This window comes from Dactylosporangium maewongense (assembly GCF_039531485.1).
Taxonomy (GTDB): domain Bacteria; phylum Actinomycetota; class Actinomycetes; order Mycobacteriales; family Micromonosporaceae; genus Dactylosporangium; species Dactylosporangium maewongense.
In genome coordinates this window covers 319,515-336,088 of the sequence record NZ_BAAAQD010000012.1, presented here as the reverse complement: position 1 = coordinate 336,088, position 16,574 = coordinate 319,515, and the positions used below count along the sequence as shown (strand labels likewise).

The 16,574-nt window shown below is 73.4% G+C and carries 15 protein-coding genes and 1 pseudogene; 12 read left to right on the top strand and 4 right to left on the bottom strand.

All coding sequences use genetic code 11. The features are described 5' to 3' along the window. The first annotated feature begins 104 nt into the window (after window positions 1–104). From ABD332_RS29825 to ABD332_RS29805, 5 genes are all read left to right on the top strand, one after another. On the top strand, window positions 105–1,172 hold the full coding sequence (locus ABD332_RS29825) for a sensor histidine kinase (RefSeq protein WP_344505637.1): 1,068 nt from the start codon (window positions 105–107) through the stop codon (window positions 1,170–1,172). Window positions 1,173–1,699: 527 nt separating this feature from the next. Continuing rightward, window positions 1,700–2,362, top strand: a complete 663-nt coding sequence (locus ABD332_RS29820; RefSeq protein ID WP_344505636.1) for a response regulator — start codon at window positions 1,700–1,702, stop codon at window positions 2,360–2,362. A 21-nt stretch (window positions 2,363–2,383) separates the two neighbouring features. Next, complete coding sequence (locus tag ABD332_RS29815) at window positions 2,384–3,190, top strand: HEAT repeat domain-containing protein (RefSeq protein ID WP_344505635.1); 807 nt, start codon at window positions 2,384–2,386, stop codon at window positions 3,188–3,190. A 141-nt stretch (window positions 3,191–3,331) separates the two neighbouring features. Further along, window positions 3,332–4,564 (top strand): MFS transporter, encoded by a 1,233-nt coding sequence (locus tag ABD332_RS29810; RefSeq protein ID WP_344505634.1) that lies wholly within the window; start codon window positions 3,332–3,334, stop codon window positions 4,562–4,564. A gap of 34 nt (window positions 4,565–4,598) precedes the next feature. Continuing rightward, entirely contained in the window at window positions 4,599–5,210 is a 612-nt protein-coding gene (locus ABD332_RS29805; RefSeq protein WP_344505633.1) for a hypothetical protein, read from the top strand. 154 nt (window positions 5,211–5,364) lie between these two features. Here ABD332_RS29805 and ABD332_RS29800 read toward each other — a convergent pair. Together ABD332_RS29800 and ABD332_RS29795 are read right to left on the bottom strand one after the other, a co-directional pair. After that, window positions 5,365–6,150, bottom strand: a pseudogene (locus ABD332_RS29800) (IS5 family transposase); the annotation flags it as partial. Between the two features lie 67 nt (window positions 6,151–6,217). Beyond that, a complete protein-coding gene (locus ABD332_RS29795) occupies window positions 6,218–6,862 on the bottom strand; it encodes a DUF7919 family protein (protein ID WP_344505632.1) in 645 nt (214 codons plus the stop codon). 747 nt (window positions 6,863–7,609) lie between these two features. Between ABD332_RS29795 and ABD332_RS29785 the strand changes: the two genes are divergently transcribed. The 3 genes from ABD332_RS29785 to ABD332_RS29775 are packed head-to-tail and all read left to right on the top strand — an operon-like array spanning window position 7,610 to window position 9,785. After that, a complete protein-coding gene (locus tag ABD332_RS29785) occupies window positions 7,610–8,230 on the top strand; it encodes a helix-turn-helix domain-containing protein (RefSeq protein ID WP_344505631.1) in 621 nt (206 codons plus the stop codon). Continuing rightward, window positions 8,230–9,660 carry a pyridoxal phosphate-dependent decarboxylase family protein gene (locus ABD332_RS29780; RefSeq protein WP_344505630.1) on the top strand — a complete coding sequence of 477 codons (1,431 nt, stop codon included), beginning with the start codon at window positions 8,230–8,232 and terminating at the stop codon, window positions 9,658–9,660. Before ABD332_RS29785 ends, ABD332_RS29780 begins: the two co-directional genes overlap by 1 nt. After that, complete coding sequence (locus ABD332_RS29775; RefSeq protein ID WP_344505629.1) at window positions 9,657–9,785, top strand: hypothetical protein; 129 nt, start codon at window positions 9,657–9,659, stop codon at window positions 9,783–9,785. The genes ABD332_RS29780 and ABD332_RS29775 overlap by 4 nt, the downstream gene beginning before the upstream one ends. Here the strand turns inward: ABD332_RS29775 and ABD332_RS29770 are convergent. Together ABD332_RS29770 and ABD332_RS29765 are read right to left on the bottom strand one after the other, a co-directional pair. Continuing rightward, window positions 9,760–10,617 carry a DUF6892 domain-containing protein gene (locus ABD332_RS29770; protein ID WP_344505628.1) on the bottom strand — a complete coding sequence of 286 codons (858 nt, stop codon included), beginning with the start codon at window positions 10,615–10,617 and terminating at the stop codon, window positions 9,760–9,762. The genes ABD332_RS29775 and ABD332_RS29770 overlap by 26 nt on opposite strands. Before the next feature lie 10 nt (window positions 10,618–10,627). Beyond that, window positions 10,628–11,602, bottom strand: a complete 975-nt coding sequence (locus ABD332_RS29765; RefSeq protein WP_344505627.1) for a phosphotransferase family protein — start codon at window positions 11,600–11,602, stop codon at window positions 10,628–10,630. A gap of 239 nt (window positions 11,603–11,841) precedes the next feature. Between ABD332_RS29765 and ABD332_RS29760 the strand changes: the two genes are divergently transcribed. The 4 genes from ABD332_RS29760 (at window position 11,842) to ABD332_RS29745 (ending at window position 16,541) form a co-directional block, all read left to right on the top strand. Further along, window positions 11,842–12,549 (top strand): NAD(P)-dependent oxidoreductase, encoded by a 708-nt coding sequence (locus ABD332_RS29760; protein WP_344505626.1) that lies wholly within the window; start codon window positions 11,842–11,844, stop codon window positions 12,547–12,549. A gap of 41 nt (window positions 12,550–12,590) precedes the next feature. Beyond that, on the top strand, window positions 12,591–13,193 hold the full coding sequence (locus ABD332_RS29755) for an MBL fold metallo-hydrolase (protein ID WP_344505625.1): 603 nt from the start codon (window positions 12,591–12,593) through the stop codon (window positions 13,191–13,193). Between the two features lie 126 nt (window positions 13,194–13,319). Further along, window positions 13,320–14,924 (top strand): sigma-70 family RNA polymerase sigma factor, encoded by a 1,605-nt coding sequence (locus tag ABD332_RS29750; RefSeq protein WP_344505623.1) that lies wholly within the window; start codon window positions 13,320–13,322, stop codon window positions 14,922–14,924. 69 nt (window positions 14,925–14,993) lie between these two features. Next, complete coding sequence (locus tag ABD332_RS29745) at window positions 14,994–16,541, top strand: DUF2334 domain-containing protein (protein WP_344505621.1); 1,548 nt, start codon at window positions 14,994–14,996, stop codon at window positions 16,539–16,541. Window positions 16,542–16,574 lie beyond the last annotated feature (33 nt).

Sequence of the window (16,574 nt, the reverse complement as noted above, 5' to 3'; positions counted from 1 at the left end):
TCGGGTGCGCTTCGACCTGATCTTCGGCCGCCGCCCACCCGCCTTGAGAGGAACCATTCTTACGACTGAGGCGCCCGGACCGGGCGCCGATGACAATGGCTGCCATGCGCATCCGGGCCGTGGACATCCTGATCACCGTCGCGGTCACCGCCGCCAGCGTGTATCCGGCGGTGCTGTGGGGCACGACCCTGGACGTCGCGCTGGCCCTGGTCGCGTCCGTGCCGCTGCTGTGGCGCCGGCAGGCCCCGATCCTCGTCGCGCTCGCCTGTGGCGTCGGCACCACCTGGCTCTCGGTCACCGACCACCTGTTCGACCAGCCCTATGGCCAGCTCGTGGCCACCTACACGTGGGCCGAGCTCGCCACGCCCGGATGGCGGCTGTTCGCCGCCGCCGGCACCGCCATCGGGGTCACCGTGTCCCTCGTCGTGCCGCAGGAGAGCCCGCCGTCCTTCGCCTATGTCGGGATGATGTTCGTCGCCGCCTATGCGCTCGGCACCGGCATGCGGGCCCGCCGCGACCGGATCGCGTTCCTGGAGGAGCGCACGCTGCGCCTCACCGAGGAGCAGGCCGGCGCGGCCACCGCCGAGCGGGCGCGGATCGCCCGCGACATGCACGACGTCCTCGCCCACTCCGTCGGCCTGATGGTCGTGCAGGCCGAGGGCGGCGCGTCCGTCGTGCGCACCGACGCGGTGCGCGCCGAGGCGGCCTTCGACGCGATCGCCGGCACCGGCCGGGAGGCGCTCGTGCAGCTGCGTCACGCCCTCGGCGTCCTGCGCGACGAGCGCCCCGAGACGCCCGGCCTCGACGCCGTTCCGTCGCTGGTCGAGCGCGCCCGCCGGACCGGCCTCGACGTCACCCTCACCCGCGACGCCGTCCCGCCCGTGCCCGCCGAGGTCGGCGCGACCGCGTTCCGGGTCGTGCAGGAGGCCCTCACCAACGCCGTCAAGCACGCCGGTGCGCGTCACGTCGCCGTGGAGCTGGCCGCGGAAGGCCCGTCCTTACGCGTCCGGATCCGCGACGACGGCCGCGGCGGCACCCCCAAACCCGGCGGCCACGGCCTGTCCGGGATGGCGGAGCGGGTCGCGGCGGCCGGCGGCACCCTGCGCACCGGGCCCGCCGAGCCCGGCCCGGGCTTCGAGGTGTCCGCGCTGCTGCCGGCCGTGACCGGTTGACCCGCGTGCGCTCCCCGGCGGCCTCGATCCCGGACGGAGGGGTCTCGGGCCGGCCCGGGAAGTCGTCGCGCGGGGTCGTGGAGGCCTGCGGGGCCACCCGCCATGACGTGGACGAGCGGCGGCCTGCGTGCCGGTGGGCCGGACCGCTCCGCGATCCACCTCTACCGTGCCGGGCAGGGCGGCCGGCCGCCCTGCTGTGCGCCGTCGGAGGTTCTGCCAGCCGAGTGTCGGGGCCGCTGCCGGTCGCGTCGGCGCCGCGGGGTCTCGAGGCGGTGGCCTGTCCGGGTCGGGGCGTGCCGGGGCGGACCGGTTGAGCGGCGTGCGCTGCGTGCCGGCCGGCGGGCCGTGTGCGACGGCGTGTGCGTGTCGCCGTCCTGGCGGCCGGGTGCCGTCGCGTTCGGTGGCGTTGCCGGTACAGACGGCGATGGCCTGCCCGGATCGGCCGCCGGGGCGCTGCGGTGGCCGTGCTGCCCGCCGGGTGTCGTGGGCGCTGCCCGGTCGAGTCCGGCGCGGGTAGGTTGACGGCTGTGCTCAATGTCGTGGTCGCCGACGATCAGGCCCTCGTGCGTGACGGCCTGTGCATGATCCTGTCCTCCCAGCCCGACATCACCGTCGTCGCGGAGGCCGCCGACGGCGTCGAGGCCGTGGCCGCCGCCCGCGCGCACCACCCCCACGTCGTCCTCATGGACGTGCGCATGCCCAACCTCGACGGCATCGGCGCCACCCGGGAGATCAGCGCCTGTTCACCGGCGACGCGCGTGCTCGTGCTCACCACGTTCGACCTCGACGAGTACGTCTACGACGCGCTGCGCGCCGGCGCCTCCGGCTTCCTGCTCAAGGACATGCACCGCACGGAGCTGGTCGCCGCCGTGCGGACCGTCGCCGCGGGGGAGTCGCTGCTCGCGCCGACCGTCACGCGCCGCCTCATCGCCGACGTCCTGCGCCAGCGGGCACCCGTCGTCGCGACGCTCGCCCCGCTCGCCGCCCTCACCCCGCGCGAGCTGGACACGCTGCGCCAGGTCGCCCGCGGCCTGTCCAACGCCGAGATCGCCGCGGAGCTGTTCGTCACCGAGCACACCGTCAAGACCCACGTCTCGAGCCTCCTGTCCAAGCTCGGCCTCCGCGACCGTGTGCAGGCGGTCGTCGTCGCATACGAGTCCGGGCTGGTCCGCCCCGCAGCCCCGCTGTGAGACGTGTGTAGCGTGTGGTCGGTGGATCTGCGTTCCGGCACCCTGGAAGACCGCGAGGAGCTGCTGTACGAGCTGCTCGACCGGGCACCCGTCGACCCCGCCGCGGCGGAGACGGTCCGCGCCGTCGTGCGCGACTACCAGGATCATCACCGGTCGCTGTACACCAGAGCCCTGAACCGCGCGGACGCCTTCGTCGACGCGTCGCTGCGCGAGCCGCTGCTCGCGGCGCTCGCCGACACCCGCTACAACTGCCAGGCTTGGGCGGCCATGGGCTGCGCGGCCGGAGGCTTCACCGAGGCGGTGCCGACCCTGCTGGACCTGCTGGACGACCGGGACTGGAACATCCGCGAGCAGGCCGTCCGCGCGCTGGGCCGGCTCGGCGACGCGTCCGTGGTGCCCGCGCTCGCGCCGCTGCTGCGCGACCCGCAGGAGCATCCCCGCCAGTACGCCGCCGACGCCCTCGCCGACATCGGCGGGCCCGAGGCGCTCGAGGCGCTGTGGCACGAGCTGGAGCACCGGCGCTTCCCCCGGATCGGCTACATCGCCAGCAACCTCGCCCGCTTCACCCCTGCCGTGCTGCCCCGCCTCGCGGAGGCCGCCACGAGCGCCGACCCCAACGTGCGGTACTGGGCGGCGGTCGCGCTGGGCTCCACCGGCGACTCGTTCGCGGCCCCGATCCTCGAGCGGCTCATGGCGACCGACCACGCCGCCACGGTCTTCGACGGCCGCGTCGACGTCGCCGCGAAGAAGGCCCTGCGCACCCTGCGGCGCATCCAGGCCGCCGTGGCGGCGCGCGCGTCCGGCTCCGCCGACTCGGCCGCGGGCTGACTCCACCACCGGTTCCGCTGTGGCCCGCCGTCGGCCGCCGGCTCCGCTGTGGGCCGTGTCGGCCGCGGTTCGGCTGTGGGCGGATTCCGCCACCGGTGAACCACTCTTGATCGATGGCTGCGGGCGCGGTCGAGTGGGCGGATGAGCATCGGAGTCCGTTCGTCGCCGTACTGGCCCGTCGTCAGCCATCCGAAGCTCGGCCGGATCCTGCCCGGACTCGTCGTCTCGGCGCTCGGCGACGGCATGTCCCTCGTCGCCGTCACGTGGCTCGCGTTGCAGCTCGCCCCGCAGGAGCACCGCGGCACCTGGGTGGCGGTGGCGGTGGCCGCGTATTCGCTGCCGAGCGCCGCCGGCGGGGTCCTCTTCGGGCGGTTCCTGCGGCACCGTGGCGGCGCCCAGCTCGCCGGGTGGAACGCCATCCTGCGGGCGGCCGCCCTCGGCGCGATCGCGCTCGCCGCCGCGCTCGGCGCGCTGCACCTGCCGCTGTACGTGGCGCTGCTCGCCGTCTCGTCGCTGCTGGCGGCGTGGGGATCCGCCGGGCACTACACGCTCATCGCGGAGCTGCTGCCGCCAGTACACCACCTGCCGGCGAACGCCGTGCTCACCACGATCGCCAACGGCGCCACCATCGCCGGGCCGCCGCTCGCCGGGCTGCTCATCGGCTGGACCAGCCCGGCGACCGTCATCGCGATCGACGCGGCCAGCTTCGCGGTGCTCGCGCTGACCTACCGCCTGGCGGTGCCGCCGGGCGCTCCCGCGGCGGACGGCTCGTCGTCCAGGGCCGGGTTCGCGGCCCTGCGGCGCGACCGCACGCTGCTCGGCCTGCTCGCCCTGTCGTTCGCGTTCTTCTTCCTGTTCGGCCCGTTCTACGTCGCCATGCCGGTCCACGTCGCCACCGACCTGCACGGCTCGGCGACGCTCCTGGGCGGCTACTACACCGCGTTCGGCGCCGGGGCGCTGCTCGGCGGCCTCGTCACCGGATACCTGCGGCGGCTGTCACTGTGGCCGACAACGATCGGCATCGTCCTCGCCTTCGGCACCGCGATGCTGCCGCTCGGCCTCGACGTGCCGACCCCGGTGGCGATCGGCAGCTTCGCGCTCGCCGGCGCGATCTGGGCACCGTACATGGCGACGTCGATGGCGCTCTTCCAGCGCACCACGCCCGCCGCCGACCTGCCGCAGGTCCTCGCCGCCAACGGCGCCGTCCTCGTGCTCGCGGTCCCGCTCGGCACGATGCTCGGCGGCCCGCTCGTCGCCCTGCTCGGCGCCCGCCCCACCCTGCTGGCCTGCGCGGCCGCGACGATCGCCCTCGGCGTTTTTGTCATACCCGTGTGGTGGTATCGACGGCATGGAAGCGGTGGCGGTCCGGCATGACACAGGTTCACATTCGGAGTTCCGGCTCACGCAGGTGGCCGACACCCTAGTCCCCGCGGTGCGCAAGGCGGGCTTCACCCGCGAGGACGGCCACTGGCTGAAGCGGTTCCCGGCGGACACCCCGCACCTGGACCGCGCCTGGGAAAACTTCGCCCGCCTGGTCGTCCTGATGCTGCGCCAGTCCGCCGGCCTCGATCCGGTCCCGTGGGACACGGCACTCGACGAGGTCTGCCGCCGCCTGGATGCCGCAGGCGTCGACTGGTGGCTCACCGGCAGCGCCGCCCTCGCCGTCCGCGGCCTCCCGCTCACCCCGGGCGACCTCGACCTGGTCGTCTCCGCCGCCGACGCCCGCCGCGTCGGCGACCTGCTGCTGGACGGCTTGATCGAGCCCGTCGCCCCGGCCGACTGGTTCTGCGACTGGTGGGGCAGAGCGATGCTCGGCGCCCGCGTGGAGTGGGTCGGTGGAGTCGGTCCCGCCGCCGACCAGCCCGCCCCGACCGACTTCGGCCCGGCCGCCGCCGCCCACCTCGATCTCGTCCACTGGCGCGGCCACAAGCTCCGCTTACCCCCGCTGTCCCTCCAACGCGCCGTCAGCCTGCGCCGCGGCCTCCACGAGCGGGTCAGGTTGATCGACGCCGTCGACTGACCGGTGCCGCACCCTGACGGACGTGACCAGCTACCACGACCAGCGGCGACGCCTGGCTGCCGTGGCCAGGAGCCTGTGTCTGAGAGTGTGTTGAGAAGTGGGTCCATTTGTCGTCGGGCCAGCGCCAGCGTTGCTGGCGGGTGGCTGGCTGGCCTCGGGCGATGCGGCTGGTCATGGTGTTGATCGCGGCCCAGCGGATCATGGCTTCGGAGGTGGCGGGGTCGCGTTCGTAGTCGCGGGCGAGGCGGCGGTGGGCGGTGAGCCAGGCCAGGGTCCGCTCGACGCACCAGCGGCGCGGGATGACTGCGAAGCCTTGTTGGCCTTCGGGTTTGCGCACGATGTGCAGCGTGGTGCGCAGAGTGCTGGTGGTCCAGTCGACGAGCTTGCCGGTGAAGCCGCTGTCGGCGAAGACGAACCGGATCGGCGCGGCCAGGTACATGGACAGCAGGGTGGTCTTGGCCCCGTCGCGGTCCTGGACGCTGGCGGCGAGGACGACCACGTTGATGAGCAGGCCGAGGGTGTCGGTGACGATGAACCGTTTGCGGCCGTTGATCTTCTTGCCCGCGTCGTAGCCTCGGCTGCTGCGCCCGACGGTGTCGGCGCCCTTGACGCTTTGGGAGTCGATGATGCCCGCGCTGGGCTGCGGGTTGCGGCCCTGCTGTATCCGCGCTCGCTCCCGCAGCGTGGTGAGCATCGCCTCGGTGACCTTGGCCTCTTCCCACTGCTTGAAGTACCAGTAGACCGTCTGCCATGGCGGGAAGTCGCCGGGCAGGTACCGCCAGGCGCAGCCGGTGCGGACCACGTACAGGACAGCGTCCACAATGGATCTGCGTGGATGCTTTTCCGGCCTACCAACGCGTTTGGGCGCCGGGAGTAGCGGCCCGACCAGCGCCCACTGTTCGTCGGTCAGGTCTGAGGGGTACCGCCACGGCCGGAGCATCCGGCCACGTTGGCGGCATCGACACCGGTGGTCACGCAGGCACACCGATGCATCATCGGATCTTGTCTCAGAATTCCCATTCCTTGCCGTGGTCGGGGCACTGTTCCCTGAGCTGCTGGGTGGCCAGCAATACCGCCCTGCGACCAGGCTCGTCCGGCGTGTAGTGCAACTCGAACTTCTGGCCGCAGCTCACACACCGAAGCATGACGTTCCTGGGGGTGCGGTCCCAGACCGCGCGCTCCGCGTCGGGCGGGATCCAGGGGCTCGGCTCGGTGGCCCAGTCGGCGTCGTAACGCTGCACCGCTTCGACGAACTCCGCGGGCGGCCGGTAGGCATGAGCGGAGACGTAATGCCAGATCAGCGCTGGCGCTGCGAACATCACGCCCGGCCGGGCCGGCACCCTGATCTCGCGGAACGCAAGCCAGGACTGGCCGTCCGACCGTGGATCGGCGATGAGACTCGTGTCTGACGGGCAGAACTCACAGTGGTGCAGGCCGCGCGTCTCGTTGACGGCTGGGTTGCCGACGATGTCGAGCAACGCGTCGGCGAACCAGTCCGGGACCGGGCCCGTGTCGAACGGCTGCGAGCCATCCAACCAGCCGACGCTGAGCCGCTCGTACCGCGGCCGGTAGTCCAGCGTGCCCCATTCGTATCTGACGGTGTCGTGGTCGAAGAGCGAGTACGCGTGCGTCAGGTCTGCGAAGTAGGTCACCGAGGAGAAGATACGGCGGTGAGTGCGATACGCGGCCGATGAGGTCGGTCATGCGGTCGAGACCTGCACGTCGGTCAGGCCCGATGAGTAACGCCGCAGCCGAGACGTCCAGACATCTTGGTGGCGTCGATGCCGGCGGTTACGCCCAACGATAATGGACCCACTTCTCAAACACGCTCTGAGCCTTGGCGGTGGGTTGTGGTGGCCGGGTGACAGCGTGGCGATGGGGAACAAGCGCGGGCACTTGATAGGGACGGGGTTCCTGCACCAACTGCCCTCAAGAGCCCGCGATGTCATTGCACCCTGCCCTGCGCCGGGGCGAGAAGCCACGTCCCAGCGTGTCGTGTCCGTGCGGCTGTGCCACTCGCGCGAGGGAGGTGTCCGACCGGTACCACCGACGCGCAGTGGGCGGTCCTGGAGCCGCTGCTGCCGGCACTGGCTTGCCGCAGCCCGGCCGGCCGGAACGTCATCACCGCCGCGCGATCATCGACGCGATCTCTACCTGGTCGACAACGGCGTGAATTGGCGAGCGCTGCCTGCGGACTTCCCGCCCTGGCGGACCGTGGTGGGATTCCTGGCCCGCTGGTCGGACGACCTGTCCACCATCACCCTGACCGACCGGCTCCGCGCAGAACTGCGCGCCGCGGTGGGCCGGCACCCCCAGCCCGCCGCGGGGTGCGACGGCCGGTCGCACGGTCGTCGAGTCGCGTTCCTTGATGGTGGATAAACCTCCGCTATAGTGGATTCGTGGCAGGTGGTGCGGGCTTCCTCTCCAGCGGGTTGTCGATGACTGAGCTGGGGTTGCGAATACGGGCTCGGCGGCGCGCGCAAGGGCTCGCGCTGGAGCAGTTGGCCGAGCTGAGCGGCGTGAGCCGCAGCATGGTGTCGGATGTGGAGCGAGGCACGAAAACGCCGACCGTCCTGGTCCTGGACAGGCTTGCGACGGCGTTGGGCACGTCGATCTCCCGCCTGCTGGATGAGCCTGCCGGCAACGCATTCGTGCTGCTGCGCAACGGACAACAACGGGTGGTCCGCGACCCCGCGGGATGGGAGCGGCGGATCCTTTCGCCGGTGCTGCCCGGCGTCGAGTTCGAGTTCATGCGCACAGTGCTGGGACCCGGCGTCGATGCCGGGGAGTTCTCGCCGCACAGTCCGGGCTCGCGCGAATACGTGGCGGTCGAGTCGGGCCGTCTCACGCTCACGATCGACGGTCAGGCAGCGACGCTGGAGGCGGGTGATTCGGTCTACTACCCCGGCGACTGCCGGCACGCGTTCGCCAACAGCGGGGACGTCGAGTGCGTCTACTACCTGGTGATGGATCTCGGGACGGCCGGGCCGCACGCGGCCTGGCCGGACAGGGAGCGGTGATGGATGAGCTGAGGCGTGCGGGCCGGCTCGCCGCCGACGTCACGGCCGATCATCTGGGTGGTGTCCGTGACCGGCCGGTCTGGCAACCGGTGACGGAGGCCGACCGCAGCTGGCTGATGCGTCAGGATCTGCCTGCAGCGGGCCGGCCGTTGACCGATCTGGTCCACGACATCCGCACCCGCGTGCTGCCGTACCCGATGGGCAACGGTCATCCCCGGTTCTTCGGCTGGGTGAACTCCGCACCGTCCGCGGCAGGCGTGCTGGTCGCACCCATCGCCGCCGCCCTGAATCCGAGCTGTGCCGGCGGCGACCATGCCGGCGTGCTGCTGGAGCACACCGTGCTGAGGTGGCTTGCCGAGCTGGTCGGATTTCCGCACCGTCCGGGCGGGGGATTGCTGACCAGTGGCGCTTCGATGGCGACCGTGGTCGCGCTGGCCGCCGCCCGTCAGCGCGCCGTCGGCCGGGACGGCGCCGACGTCCGTGAGGAAGGGCTCTACGGTCTCCCGCCGATGGTCCTGTACGTGTCCGCGGAGGGGCACAGCTGTCTGCGGAAGGCGGCCGAGCTGCTGGGCCTGGGCAGCCGTCACGTGCGGGTGGTGCCCGTGGACGGCGGGTTCCGCATGGACGTCGACGCGTTGCGGGCCTTGGTGACCCGTGACGTGCGGGCGGGGCTACGACCGTTCTGCGTGGCGGCGAGCGCCGGCACCGTCAACACCGGCGCCGTCGACGCGTTGGACGAGATCGCGGACGTCGCCGCCGCCCACGGGCTGTGGTTCCATGTCGACGGCGCGTACGGGGCGCTCGGTGCGCTCGCCTCCGGCGCCGCGTCCGCCGGCTACGCGGGTATGGCGCGGGCCGACTCGCTCGTCCTGGACCCGCACAAGTGGCTCGGTGTGCCGGTCGGCTGCGGGTGCGTGCTCTGGCGTGATCCGGCGTTGGCCCGGGCCACGTTCAGCCTCATACCCGCCTACCTGCGCGACGATCACGAGGACGGGCTCGGATGGTTCTCCGAGTACGGCCCCGAGCAGACCCGCCCGTTCCGGGCGCTGCGGACCTGGGCCACCATGTCACACCTCGGCAGGGACGGCATCATCCGGCTGGTCGGCACGACGGTCCGGCTCGCGCACACCCTGGCCGCGATGATCGAGGCCGCCCCCGACTTCGAGTTGCTCGCCCCCGTCAGCACCTCGATCGTCGCGTTCAGGTGCCACCCCGTCGACCGGGACGACCGGCTGGACGACCTCAACCGCCGGATCCCCGCGATCGTCCAGCACCGCGGGCGCGCCTTCCTGACAGGCACCCGGCTGGCCGGCGCCGAGGCCCTTCGCGCCTGCCTGCTCAACCCGGCGACCACCGAAGACGACCTCGTCCTGCTGCTCGACGAGATCCGCGGCGCGGCGACCACCGCAACCGCGGAGATCCACCCATGAGCACCGGCTACCTCGTCGTCGACCTCGGCGGTGTGGTGTTCCACTTCGATCACGCCCGCCGGCTCGAACGGCTCGCCCAGGCATGTGGGCGGAAGGACGTCAGTGCCCGCCGTACAGCTCGGTGACGGTGACGCCGGTGGCGCGCAGGGCGGCGAGTTCGGCGGGCGGGAGGAGCGACAGCGGGGTCACCTGCAGCTGCTTGAGGTTGCGCAGGGACTCGATGCCCCGCAGCGAGCGCAGGTCGAACTCGCCGGTCTCGCCGTCCCACTGGGGCCAGACGGCGTGCTGGATGGCGTAGCCGCCGCCGGCCCAGTGCAGCCGCTCGACGGAGTCCAGCTGCTGCTCGGTGAGCTCGATCGCGAGGACGCGGGTCAGGTTGGCGTCGTCCAGGTGGTACTCGTCGAACGGCTCGGGCAGGGACAGCGGCACCCCGAGGAGGTCGAGGACGGCGAGCTTGAGGATCGGGTTGCCGAACGGCGCCGCGTCGCGGGCGGGCAGCAGCTGGTCGACGTGGACGCCGCGCGCGGCCAGCGCGACCAGCACATCATGCTGAGCGGCGGACGCCGGCACGTCGACGCGGGTGAGGCGCGGGCAGTCCAGCAGCGGCCGCAGGTCGGTGGCCGGGGTGACGCCGACGCTGAGCAGGGCCAGCGAGGGCAGCTCCGTGAGCGGCGTGAGGTCGGGGACGGCCGACGCGGGCAGGTGCAGCACCCGCAGGTCCGGGAAGGCGGCGATGCCGTCCAGGCCGCGGATCACCGGGTCGGCGCCGGCGGGGACGGCGCTGCGCAGCAGGGCGTGTTCGGTCCAGCGGGCCTCGGCGACGCTCCCGGCGACCGGTGCCCGCAGCAGCTCCCCGTGGCGGGCCTGCCGGTCCTGGACGTTCTGCCGCGACAGCGACCGGCGCACGGGCGACGTGTAGTCGCATTCCAGCAGCGCCAGCCGCAGGCAGTCGTCCATGCGGGCAACGCTACTGGACGGCGGCGAGGGCCTTGACGATGTTGCGTTCGGCGAGGTCCAGCATGAAGTCCCGGCCCGGGAAGTCGGTGGCGGCGATCCGCAGCGGGCCTTCCACGAGCGAGAGGGTCTGCGCGTACTCGTACAGGCGCAACCGCCGCGGGTCGAGCTCGACGGGGCGCAGCGCGGGGTAGTCGTCGCCGAAGCGCAGCCGGAGGAACGCGTGCTCCCACTCGACGTCGAAGAACGTGAGTCCCTCGATGTCGATGACGACGGGCTCGCCCGCGGGCGTGACGAAGACGTGGTCTGGCCCGAGTTCGCCGTGGATCAGCGTGTACGACTGCCGCGCCGTCACCGCGCCGCGCAGCGCCCGCACGTGGGCCGCGATCCGGTCCCGGTGCGAGGAGAGCCGCCCGTCGAGCGCCGTGGCGGCGTCGAGGTGTGCCAGGGCCCGGTCGACGATGACGTCCTCGGCCGGTCGCTGCCCGGATCCGGTCGGGCCGAGCAGCCGCCCGTACCAGGAGGACGTCGTCGTGTGCATGCGGCGCAGGGCGTCGCCGAGGGCTTCCAGCGGCGCCGCGGCGGCCGCCCGGTCGTCCCGCAGCAGCGTCTCGAGGCGCACCTCGCCGACGTCCTCGATGAGGGCCAGGTCCGCGTCCAGGTGGTCGCAGGACCGGTCGAGCACGAGCAGGTGCGGCACCCTGACCCCGGCGCCGGTGAGCGCCGCGTGCGCGGCGGCGAACAGCTCGGCGCCCGACGCGTCGGTGAACGGGTCGTCCGGCACGGCCGACGGCGACGGCGGCCAGTAGTTCTCGCCGGCGGCCCAGACGTACAGGATCACGGCGAGGCCGTCGTCGAGCCGGAGCCGGTACACGCCCTTCTTGGACCCGCCGGTCACCCGGTCCAGCGCCACCAGGCGCCGATCGGACCCGAACTGCGCCGCCACCAGGCCGCGCAGATCCTCCACCCGCAGAAACTCCCGCATCACGACCCCCGTCCGTCCCCGCCGACCCGCAATCGTGCCCGACCGCCCCACGGGCTGGCAACTCGATGACACCCGGGGCGGTAGCCGTACAGGACCACGCGGCCGCGCTGCGGATGCTGCGCACCCACGCCGGGACGACCCGTCAGCACCTGCGGTTGCCGCCGCCCGCGTGAAGCCTTGTGTCACAGGCCGGCGGGCCGTCTCGTCTCGGGTGTCGTAGGCCGAGCGAGCGGAGGGTCATCATGCGGGTGTCGAGGCGCCTGGCGGTATTCGGCGCCAACGGGGCGACCGGGCGGGTACTGGTCGGGCAGGCGCTCACCGCGGGGCATCACGTCGCCGCGGTCGTGCGGCGGCCCGACGAGTTCCCGCTGCGGCACGAGCGGCTCGACGTGATCGCCGCCGACGTCCTCGACGAGCGGGCCGTCGACGCCGCCGTCGCGGGCCGGGACGCGGTGCTGTCGGCGCTGGGGGTACGGGCCGGGAAGCAGCCGGTCAGCGTGTACTCGCGCGGCGCGGCAAACATCGTCGCCGCGATGCGGCGGCACGGGGTGCGGCGCGTGGTCGTGGTCACCTCGGCCGGCGTCGACCCGCGCCCGTACTCCGGCGGCGGGTTCCTGTTCAACCGGGTCATGCTGCCGTACGTGACGCGGGTCCTCGGCAGGACGCTGTACGACGACATGCGGCGGATGGAGGAGCTGCTGCGCGCCGGCGACGTCGACTGGACGGCCGTGCGGCCCAGCGGCCTGTTCCACCTGCCGGCGCCCACGGCGTACACGATGGTCGAGGGGTTCGCCGACGGCATGTACACCGCCCGCGAGGACCTGGCCGCCGGCATGCTCGCGCTGCTCGACGACGACCGGTTCCTGCGCACCGCGGTCAGCGTCGTCACCACCGAGTCGAACCCCGGGCTCCTGCGGTGGATCCGCCGCGAGGCGGCGGCCAGGCGCTGACCCGCCACGGCCAGGCCGGCGCGCGTCGGTAGATTGCGCTGATGCGGCTCACCAAGTACGGCCACGCCTGCGTCCGCCTCGAGTCCGGCGACCAGGTCCTGGTGATCGACCCCGGCGTCTACTCCGATCCGGCGTGCCTGTCCGGCGCGACGGCCGTGCTCGTCACGCACGAGCACGCCGACCATGTGGACGCGGCCGCCCTCGCCGCCCACCCGGACGTCACCGTCTACACCCATCCGGCGCTCGCACCGTCGCTCGGGGCGGTCCCCGTGGAGGTCGGCGACTCGTTCACCGCGGCGGGCTTCGCCGTCCGCGTCGTCGGCGGCCGGCACGCCGAGATCATCGACGGGCTGCCCGGCTGCGCCAACGTCGGGTACATCGTCGACGGCGTCTACCACCCCGGCGACTCGCTGTTCGTGCCCGCCGAGCCGGTCGACACCCTGCTCGTGCCCGCGTCCGGGCCGTGGGTCAAGCTCGGCGAGGTCATCACGTTCGCCCGCGAGGTCCGCCCGGCCCGCGCGTTCCCGATCCACGACGTGAACCTCAGCGAGATCGGCCAGTCCCAGTTCGACGAGTGGCTCGACGAGACCGCGGGCACCGCGTACGCCCGCATTCCTCTCGGCGCCTCGGCGGACCTCGCCTGAGTCCGGGCCCGGCGCCCCGGCGACCCGGCGGCACCGGGCGGGCAAGGGCCGTGGCGTGCGGCCGTGGCGTGGGCGGGGTGGCGCTGGCATGCTGGTCGCCTGACTGGACGGGCATCGGTGAGGCTGATGGGCAGGGCGGGCAGGAGGAGGGCGGCGCTGGTCGTCGCGGCTCAGGGCGGTGACGACCGGGCGCTCGACGGGCTCGTCGCCGGCCATCTGCCGCTGGTGTACTCGATCGTGCGGCGGGCGCTCGCCGGGCATCCGGCCGCCGTGGACGACGTCGTGCAGGACACGATGGTGCGGGCGCTGCGGCAGCTGCCGTCGGTGCGGGAGCCGGAGAGCTTCCGGGCGTGGATCGCGGCGATCGCCGTGCGGCAGGCCGCCACGTTCCTGCACGGGGACCGGGTCGCCGCCGGGCGGCGGGCGGCGCTGGACGACGTCGCCGGCGCGCCCGACGCCGGGGACTTCGAGGACCTCACCGTGCTGCGGCTGGACCTGGCGGCGCAGCGCCGGCAGGCGGGGCAGGCGGTGGCGTGGCTCGACCCCGACGACCGGCTGCTGTGGTCGCTCTGGTGGCTGGAGGTCGGCGAGGAGCTGAGCCGCGCCGAGCTGGCCGCCGCGCTCGGCGTGAGCGTCGCGCACGCCGCGGTGCGGGTGCAGCGCCTGCGCCGGCGCCTGGAGCAGGCCCGCGCGCTGGTCGCTGCGCTCGACGCCCGGCCGCGGTGCCCCTGGCTGAGCACCGTCGTCGCCGACTGGGACGGCATCCCTGGCCCGTTGTGGCGCAAGCGGATCGGCCGGCACACCCGGTCCTGCGCCACGTGCGCGGGCGCCGCCGAGGACCTTGTGGACACCGAGCGGCTGCTGACCGGGCTCGCGCTGCTGCCCGTGCCGGTGACCCTCGCCGCCGCGCTCGCCGCCCACGGCCTGCCCACCACCGCGTCGACCGCCACGTCCGCCGCCTGTTCGCCCGTACCGCCGGGTACGGGCGACATCGCCGCTCCTGCCGCCGGTACGGGCGCCGCCCCGGGTGCGGGTGCGGGCGCCGCTCCCGGTACGGGTGCAGGTGCCGCTCCTGCCGTAGGTACGGGCGCCCTTCTCGGCCCAGGTGCGGTTGGCGCCACACCGCCCGCCGTCGTGGCCGGGGCGCCCGCCGCGGCCGGGTGGCTGGCGGGCGTCCCGGTCGCGAAGGTCGCGGCCGCCGTGACGGTCCTGGCCGGCGCCGCCGTCGCCACGGTGGCCTGGCCCGGCCGCGCCGACACCCCGCCCCCGGCGGTTGCCGCGCCGTCCCGGACACCCCCGCCGGAATCCGCGCCGCCCGCCGCGCTGCGCCTCGGACCGGTGTCCCTGGAGTCCGGCGCCGTCCCCGGGCGGTACCTCGGCACGACCGGCCAGCTGGGCACCCTCGTCACCGCGACTGGCCCGGCGACGTTCGAAGCCGTGCCCGGCCTGTCCGACGCGGCGTGCTTCTCGTTCCGGTCGGCGAACGGGCAGTATCTGCGCCACCAGTCGTGGCGGCTCCGGCTGAGCCACGACGAGGGCAGCTTCGTGTTCCGCGGCGACGCCACGTTCTGCGCGACCGTCACCGACGCCGGCGAGGTGTTCCTTGAGTCCGCCAACTACCGCGGCCACTTCGTGCACCGGCAGGGTTACGAGCTGTGGGTCGACCAGGCGGACGGCAGCGCCGCGTTCCGCGCCGACAGCGCGTTCCGGGTGCGCCCGCCGCTGTCGTGAGCCCCGCGATCTCCCGGGATCCGGGCGAATCGGCGCGGGGCCGCGGGGCAGGCCACTACCGTCAGGACGGTGGGCTTGCGGGGCACGGTGGTCGCGATCGTCGTGTCGAGCGTGCTGCTCGCCGGGTGCGGCGCCGAGCCGAAGCCGCCGGCCGGGACACCGTCAGGGCCGCCACCGTCCGGTGTGCTCGTCCTGTACGACACCACCGGGCCCTACGGTGACCTCGGCGAGCTGTACGCCGTCCAGGCCGGCAACCTCGCGTCCCACTTCGGGAAGTGGGAGGCGGCGCCGGTCACCAGGTACGCGAAGGGCAGCGCGGCACGGCACCGGCTGACGATCTACATCGGGTCGACGTACGACGAGCCGCTGCCCGACGCGTTCCTCGCCGACGTCGCCGGCGGCGCGCCCGTACTGTGGATGGGCGCGAACATCTGGCAGCTCATCGGCAAGTACGGGGGCACGGGTCTCAACTCGGCGACCATCGACGAGACCGCCGTGTCGGCCGTCCGATACCGCGGGACGGAGCTCACCCGCAACCCCGCCGCCGGCGCCATGGTCCGCATCGGCGCAGCGCCGGACGCCAAGGCGACGACGCTCGCCGGCGCCGTCCTGCCGGACGGTACGGAAGCCCCCTACGCGGTACGGGTAGGCGCGCTCACGTACCTGACGGAAGTACCGCTGACCTACGTGACGTTCGACGACCGGTACCTGGTCCTCGCCGACCTGCTGTACGCGCTGCTCGACCCGCAGGCACCGGACCGGCACCGGGCGCTGGTGCGCATCGAGGACGTCGGCCCGCACTCCGACCCGGCGCAGCTGCGGGCCATCGCCGACTTCCTGTCGGCCCGCAAGATCCCGTTCGCGGTGGCGGTGTTCACGGTGTACGACGACTGGGCCGGCGTGTACTCCGGCGGCGTGCCCGTACACCGGACGCTGAGCGGCACGCCCGCGGTCGTCGACGCGCTGCGGTACATGAGCGAGCACGGCGGCACGCTCATCATGCACGGCTACACACACGGCCTCGCCGGGGTCCGCAACCCATACGGTGTCAGCGCCGAGGACTACGAGTTCTACCGCGCCCACGTCGACGACGCCGGCGTGGTCCAGCTGGACGGCCCGGTCCAGGACGACTCGCCGGAGTGGGCGCTCGGCCGGCTCACCGCGGCCCGCCAGGAGTGGACCGCCGCGGGCCTGCCGGTGCCGGACATCTGGGAGTTCCCGCACTACACGGCGAGCGCCGCCGACTACCGGGCGATCGCCTCGGCGCCGGGCATCCGGGCCCGCTACGAGCAGGTCCTGTACTTCTCCGGCGTCCTGTCCGGCACGCCGGCCGGCAGCCGGTCGGTCAGCCAGTACTTCCCGTACCCGGTGCAGGACGCCTACGGGACGCCGGTCATCCCCGAGACGCTCGGCAACGTCGCCACCCAGCGGTTCAACCAGCACGGCGTGCGGCTCGCCGCGGACCTGATCGCCTCCGCGCGCCGCCAGCTCGTCGTCCGCGACAACGTGGCGAGCTTCTTCTACCACCCGTTCCTCGGCCTGCAGTACCTGCCGGAGCTCGTCGACGGCATCCAGCAGGTGGGCTACACCTTCGTGCCGGCGACGTCACTCCTGTGAGGGCGCGGCGACTGCCGACCCCACCGCCCGGCC

What these genes read in the sequence shown, in the direction of transcription:
- ABD332_RS29825 (WP_344505637.1), top strand. Translation starts at nt 105, where the DNA reads ATGCGCATCCGGGCCGTGGACATCCTGATCACCGTCGCGGTCACCGCC.
- ABD332_RS29810 (WP_344505634.1), top strand. Translation starts at nt 3,332, where the DNA reads ATGAGCATCGGAGTCCGTTCGTCGCCGTACTGGCCCGTCGTCAGCCAT.
- ABD332_RS29780 (WP_344505630.1), top strand. Translation starts at nt 8,230, where the DNA reads ATGGATGAGCTGAGGCGTGCGGGCCGGCTCGCCGCCGACGTCACGGCC.
- ABD332_RS29775 (WP_344505629.1), top strand. Translation starts at nt 9,657, where the DNA reads ATGAGCACCGGCTACCTCGTCGTCGACCTCGGCGGTGTGGTGTTCCAC.
- ABD332_RS29770 (WP_344505628.1), bottom strand. Translation starts at nt 10,617, where the DNA reads ATGGACGACTGCCTGCGGCTGGCGCTGCTGGAATGCGACTACACGTCG.
- ABD332_RS29760 (WP_344505626.1), top strand. Translation starts at nt 11,842, where the DNA reads ATGCGGGTGTCGAGGCGCCTGGCGGTATTCGGCGCCAACGGGGCGACC.
- ABD332_RS29755 (WP_344505625.1), top strand. Translation starts at nt 12,591, where the DNA reads ATGCGGCTCACCAAGTACGGCCACGCCTGCGTCCGCCTCGAGTCCGGC.
- ABD332_RS29750 (WP_344505623.1), top strand. Translation starts at nt 13,320, where the DNA reads ATGGGCAGGGCGGGCAGGAGGAGGGCGGCGCTGGTCGTCGCGGCTCAG.